Origin of the sequence: Mesorhizobium sp. M0514 (assembly GCF_040321145.1) — a bacterium.
GTDB lineage: Bacteria > Pseudomonadota > Alphaproteobacteria > Rhizobiales > Rhizobiaceae > Mesorhizobium.
The window spans coordinates 22,853-28,927 of record NZ_JAMYQZ010000080.1; the positions used below are offsets into that span (position 1 = coordinate 22,853).

At 63.9% G+C, this 6,075-nt stretch carries 6 protein-coding genes; 4 read left to right on the forward strand and 2 right to left on the reverse strand.

The window, feature by feature from the left end; genetic code table 11:
• Positions 1 to 148: 148 nt before the first annotated feature.
• Together NKI61_RS25670 and NKI61_RS25675 are read right to left on the reverse strand one after the other, a co-directional pair.
• Positions 149 to 679: a hypothetical protein gene (locus NKI61_RS25670; RefSeq protein WP_352841480.1), complete on the reverse strand. Its 531-nt coding sequence runs from the start codon at positions 677 to 679 to the stop codon at positions 149 to 151.
• On the reverse strand, positions 672 to 1,283 hold the full coding sequence (locus tag NKI61_RS25675) for a CGNR zinc finger domain-containing protein (protein WP_352841482.1): 612 nt from the start codon (positions 1,281 to 1,283) through the stop codon (positions 672 to 674). Before NKI61_RS25675 ends, NKI61_RS25670 begins: the two co-directional genes overlap by 8 nt.
• An 89-nt stretch (positions 1,284 to 1,372) precedes the next feature.
• Between NKI61_RS25675 and NKI61_RS25680 the strand changes: the two genes are divergently transcribed.
• From NKI61_RS25680 to NKI61_RS25695, 4 genes are all read left to right on the forward strand, one after another.
• Positions 1,373 to 2,278: a branched-chain amino acid ABC transporter permease gene (locus NKI61_RS25680; protein ID WP_352841483.1), complete on the forward strand. Its 906-nt coding sequence runs from the start codon at positions 1,373 to 1,375 to the stop codon at positions 2,276 to 2,278.
• Between the two features lie 197 nt (positions 2,279 to 2,475).
• A complete protein-coding gene (locus tag NKI61_RS25685; RefSeq protein WP_352673567.1) occupies positions 2,476 to 3,081 on the forward strand; it encodes a TRAP transporter small permease subunit in 606 nt (201 codons plus the stop codon).
• The gene (locus NKI61_RS25690) at positions 3,078 to 4,856 is read left to right on the forward strand and encodes a TRAP transporter large permease (RefSeq protein ID WP_352673569.1); all 1,779 of its coding nucleotides are present in this window, start codon (positions 3,078 to 3,080) and stop codon (positions 4,854 to 4,856) included. The genes NKI61_RS25685 and NKI61_RS25690 overlap by 4 nt, the downstream gene beginning before the upstream one ends.
• Positions 4,857 to 4,889: 33 nt before the next feature.
• Complete coding sequence (locus tag NKI61_RS25695; RefSeq protein ID WP_023742596.1) at positions 4,890 to 5,918, forward strand: zinc-dependent alcohol dehydrogenase family protein; 1,029 nt, start codon at positions 4,890 to 4,892, stop codon at positions 5,916 to 5,918.
• The last annotated feature ends 157 nt before the right edge of the window (positions 5,919 to 6,075 follow it).

The following is a 6,075-nucleotide window of genomic DNA, read 5'->3' on the forward strand; positions in this document are numbered from 1 at the left end:
CGCTTGCAAGGCAGGTCAAACGAAATCGAAAGTGCCAGGCAAAGCGCAACGAACGATCCGCTGCCGTCGCGTATCCGGCACGAAATCGGCCCGCGGCGGTTGTCCGGCGACCAGAAATTTCCACGCAGTCGCGCCGGGCAAAGACGCGTCAGCCTTTCGAGCAATCCGGCTTCGGCTCACCCGGCAGCTTGCCGTCGGGATGGCCGGCAAGATCGGGATTGGCCGTATAGAGCTGGTCGACCACCAGCGGCCGGTCGGGAAGGATCGACTGGTCCTCGCTCGACATCAGCGTCGTGTCGATCTTCTGCAGGAACGTGCCGTCAGGACCCCTGATGCTGATCGAAATCGCATAGGGCTTGTCCTTGACGATACAGGTCAGCGCCGGGCTTTCCAGGCTGACCTTGTCGAGCTTCGGCCAGACCTTCTGCTCGACTACCAGGGGAGGGCCGCCGGCAGGATTCTGGAAGCTGGCGACCGCCACCTGGCCTTCGCCCATCGGCTGCAGGGGCCGCAGCGTCACGACATAGGTCGCCCGGGCGAGACGGTAGTTGAAGACGACGACCTTGCCGGAAACCTCGAACAGCTTGCCGTCGCCGCCGGTGTCGCGGCAGGCGCCAAGCGCTACGGCTGCAATGAGCGCCGCACCGACAAGGATCGAACGAAAAACACCGCTAGGCATTGTTGACCCCATGGGCCACCGTGCGGCGGCGGCGATAGTGACGGCTTGCTTTCTGGCGGTTGCCGCACACAGCCATATCGCACCAAAGGCGGCTGGAATTGCGGCTCCTGTCGAGAAACAGCCAGCTGCAATTGGGACAGATCCTGAGCCTGGCGACCGTGTCGTCGCGCAGCAGCGACAAGGCCGAAACAGCCAGCGCCGCCTCGAACGCGATCGGCGTCGCCGGATCGCCGAACGGTCTACCCGGTGCGCCGATTTCGGCAGGGCTCCGATCGAGGCCGTTGGCGCAGGCCTTGAGAAAAGCGGAGAGGTCGCCGGCGGCAAGCGCACCTTTCGACACCGCGCCGCGAAACAGGCGGTCGGTCGTCTCGCGGATCGCCAGCACCACCGGCGCGATGCTGTCCGGCGAGGTCGCCTCCAGCGGTCTGCCGCCAAGCTCGGCACCGCGAAAGCCGGTTGCGGCATCGGCGAAGCGCGCGATCTCGGCCGGATCGGCAAAACGGTCGAAGGTCTTTTCCGGATCGTTGCGCAACACCACGGTGTTGGCCGTATCGAGCGCAAGAATGCCGCCGGTGAAGCGATGCGGGGTCCAGGATACCGTCATATCAGGAATCTAACCGATAAATCGCGTTTGACAAGTTAGATTTTACGATGCAAACCTTGGCGCGGGCTCCGGCGCCCGGAAAGCTGTCTATGCTCTATTTCTTCCAGCAGGTGCTGAACGGGCTGCATTCCGGCGCGCTCTATGCGCTGCTTGCCTTCGGCTACGTGCTGACTAACGGCATCCTGCACCGGACCAATCTCGCCTATGGCGCGCTGTTCGCCTTTTCCGGCCAGACGATGATCCTGACCGCGGCCTTCGGCTATCAGGTATTGTGGCTGACCTTGCTAGCGGCAGTGGTGCTCGGCGTCGTCACGGCTTTCCTTTATGCCGCGCTGATCGGCCACGTGCTGTCGCGCAGCGTCTTCGAACCGCTGGCCGACCGCACGCCCAATGCCATTGTGGTGACGACGCTCGGCATCCTGCTGGTGCTGTCGGAAGCAAGCCGTATCGCCGCCGACACGCATGATTGGTGGCTGCCGCCGATGCTGGCGCAACCCATTGTCTTCGCTCAGGATGCCGGCTTCCAGGCGACGCTGACGCTGATCCAGCTCATCGATTGCGCGGTGGTTCTGGCGGCCATCATGCTCGCTGCATGGGCGTTTGCCCGCTCGGGCTTCGGTCGCCGTTGGCGCGCCGTCTCCGACGATCCCAAAGCGGCTGCCATGTGCGGCGTGGACGTGCGCGCAGTGTTCCGGCATGCGGTGCTGTTCGGCGGTTTCTGCGCCGCGCTGGCCGGAATCATGGCCGCCCTTTACTACGGCAATGTCAGCTTCGGCTCCGGCCTCGTCTACGGGCTGAAAATCCTGTTCGTGACGGCGGTGGGCGGCTATCTCTCGCCGCCTCGGGCCGCGCTCGGTGCGGCCGCCTTCGGCATGGCCGAATCGCTATGGGCGGGCTATTTCCCGATCGAATGGCGCGATGGTTGGATGTATCTGTTCCTGGTCGCGGCACTTGTGCTGATCGGTCCTGGCCGCGACCAGCAGAAGATCGCCTGATCGCCGCATCCGCTGTCAGACTTTGGTGCATGACGCAGCAGCCGGTCGGCACTTTAGCCCCTGCCTCCCGTCACGACGGCGTTGATCGCGCCCATGCCATGTTGACCCGCCGAACCACGCACGGCATACCGTTGGGCCACAGCGGCGCGATGGAAAATAGGGGAGCCGGCGCGCCTTCGACCTCAGGGAGGAAATGCATGGCAGGGCTGCTCGCTCTATCCAGAACGATTGACCGTATGAACGAGTTCATCGGCCGGTGGATATCGTGGCTGATCCTGCTGGCAATCCTGGTCAGCGCCGCCAATGCCATCATCCGCAAGGTCTTCGACGTCTCGTCGAATGCCTGGCTGGAACTGCAGTGGTACCTGTTCGGCGCCGCCTTCATGCTGGCCGCCGCCTATACGCTGAAGCAGAACGACCATATCCGCATCGACATCGTCTACGGCATGTGGTCGCGCCGCGTGCAGCACTGGATCGACCTGCTCGGTCATGTCTTCTTCCTGATGCCGTTCGTAACGCTGATGGTGATCTATTTTGTCCCCTACGTGTCGCTGTCGTTCCGCAGCGGCGAAATGTCGAACAATTCCGGCGGCCTGATCATCTGGCCGGCCAAGGCGATCCTTCTCGTCGGCTTCTTTCTGCTGGCGCTGCAGGGCATCTCCGAGATCATAAAGAAGATCGCCATCATGCGCGGCGACATGGACGATCCCAATCCGTTCATCTCGGTGCACGAACAGGCCGAGCTCGAGGCGAAAGCCCTTGCCGAAGAAGCCAAGGCGCTCGCCCAGGAGGCGCGCCTATGATCGAGTTCATCGCCCAGAACATGGCGCCGATCATGTTCGCCTCTCTGATCATCTTCCTGCTGATCGGCTATCCCGTCGCTTTCTCGCTCGCCGCAAACGGCCTGATGTTCTTCTTCATCGGCGTTGTGCTGTCGCCCTATTCGGGCGGCTCGATCAACCTGGCGTGGCCGCTGCTGCATGCGCTGCCCGACAATTTCTACGGCAGCCGGGTGATGTCGAACGACACGCTCTTAGCGATCCCGTTCTTCACCTTCATGGGCATCGTGCTCGAACGATCCGGCATGGCCGAGGACCTGCTCGACACGATCGGCCAGCTGTTCGGCCCGGTTCGCGGCGGCCTTGCCTATGCGGTGATCTTCGTCGGTGCGTTGCTGGCAGCAACCACCGGCGTCGTGGCGGCGTCGGTCATCGCCATGGGACTTATCTCGCTGCCGATCATGCTGCGCTACGGCTATGACCGCCGGCTGGCATCGGGCGTCATCGCGGCATCCGGCACGCTGGCGCAGATCATCCCGCCGTCGCTGGTGCTGATCGTTCTGGCCGACCAGCTCGGCCGCTCGGTCGGCGACATGTATGCCGGCGCGCTGATCCCCGGCCTTGTGCTGACCGGCCTTTACACGCTCTACATCCTGATCATGTCGATCGTCCGGCCGAACTCGATGCCGGCGTTGCCGCTGGCGGCCCGCACGCTTGGCCACGGCGTGCTGTCGCTGCTCGCGGCACTGCTGGTGGCAGTCGCGGCTTCCTATGCGGCCTATCGCTATCTCGCGCCGGCGCATGGCGACAATGCCGATATCCTTGGCGCCAGCATCGGCGTGATCCTCATCTACATCGTGGCGATCGCCGACAAGGGCCTCAACATCAACATGATGTCCAGGCTGGCGCAGCAGGTGATCATCGTTTTGATCCCGCCTCTGGCACTGATCTTCCTGGTGCTGGGCACCATCTTCCTCGGCATCGCCACCCCGACGGAGGGCGGCGCCATGGGCGCGGTTGGCGCCCTGGCGATGGCGGCAATGAAGGGGCGGTTGTCGCTGGATGTCATCAAGCAGGCGCTCGCGTCGACGACCAGGCTTTCCTCCTTCGTGCTGTTCATCCTGATCGGCGCGCGGGTGTTCTCGCTGACCTTCTACGGCGTCAACGGCCATGTCTGGGTCGAGCATTTGTTGACGTCGCTGCCGGGCGGCGAGGTCGGCTTCCTGATCGGCGTCAACATCCTGGTCTTCGTGCTCGCCTTCTTCCTCGATTTCTTCGAGCTCGCTTTCATCATCGTGCCGCTCTTGGCGCCGGCTGCCGATAAGCTCGGCATCGACCTGATCTGGTTCGGCGTGCTGCTCGGCGTCAACATGCAGACAAGCTTCATGCACCCGCCTTTCGGCTTTGCGCTGTTCTACCTGCGCTCTGTCGCCGCGCGCGTGCCCTATCTCGATCGCCTCACCGGCAAGCAGATCGCGCCGGTGACCACCGGCCAGATCTATTGGGGCGCCGTGCCCTTCGTCTGCATCCAGGTGATCATGATCGGGCTGACCATCGCCTTCCCGCAAATGGTCATGCGCTACAAGGGTGCGGCCGTCGATCCGGGAACGATCGAGATCAACTTGCCTGATATGCCAGGCCTTGCGCCTCTCGGCACACCACCACCAGCCAACGGTGGCCCATCACTCGCGGCGCCACCGTCGAACGATCTCTCGCAGCCGCCGAATTTCGGCGAGACGCCGCCCGCCAAGCCGGCGGCGCCGGCGACCGACCTGTCGCAGCCGCCGAACTTCAACTGATGTGTGAACACTGAGAACCTGAGTGAGGATGTTATGAGAGCCGTGCGCCTGGAAGCCGTGGGCAGCATTGCGGTACGGGAGGTCGACAAGCCTGTTGCGGGACCGCAGGACGTTCTGGTGCGCGTCGAAGCCTGCGGCGTTTGCGGCACCGACCGTCACCTCCTCCACGGCGAATTCCCTTCGAGCCCGCCGGTGACGCTTGGTCACGAATTCTGCGGCATCGTGGAGGCTGTCGGTGATGCGGTTTCCGGCATCGCCATCGGTGACCGTGTTACCGGCGATCCCAACATCTTCTGCGGACGCTGCAGTCATTGTCGGGCTGGCCGGGTCAATTTGTGCAGCAATCTCAGGGCCATCGGCATCCATCGCGACGGCGGCTTCGCCGACTATGTCGTGATGCCGCAGAGCCAGGCCTTTCTTCTGCCTGCGAACCTCGAGCCAACGCATGGCGCCTTCTGCGAGCCGCTGGCCTGCTGCCTGCACGCTGTCGACCTCGCCGGAATCAGACCCGGCGCTGCCGTGGTGGTGCTTGGTGGCGGCGTCATCGGCCTGCTTACCGTGCAATTGGCGAGGCTCGCAGGAGCGGCGACCATCATCCTGTCGACGCGGCAGGCCTCCCGCCGTGCGCTCGCCGAAGAGCTCGGTGCAACGGCGACGGTCGACCCAAGCGCGGTCGACCCGATCGAGGCGATCGCCGGCCCAGCCGGCCTTGTGCCCGGCGGGGCCGACGTGGTGCTCGAATGCGCCGGTGTCCCCGATACCGTCGAACAATCGATGCGGCTGGCGAAGTCCGGCGGCACGGTGGTGATCGTCGGCGTGATGCCGCAAGGCGTGAAAGTGCCCTTCGAACCGTTCGACATCCTGTTTCGCGAGCTGAAGGTTCTCGGCTCGTTCATCAATCCCTTCACCCACAGGCGGGCGGCGGACCTTGTCGCGTCCGGCGCAATCGAGATCGACAAGCTCATCTCAAGGCAGGTCGGCCTGGAGGAAGCCGCCTCGGTGATCGCCAATCCGGCAGCGCCCGGCGAGGTCAAGGTGTTGGTGGTGCCGGGCAGGGAATGAAGGGCAGCCTCAATCCTGCGGCGTTGGCGATTGGCGAAACGGCGATGACCGCGCCCCTCTCCCCGTCACTATACGGGGAGAGGATGCCGGTGTCCGAACCGGATAGATAGGTAACAGAATGGACCGATAGCATGGGTGACAGTTTTCTTGTCCGCCG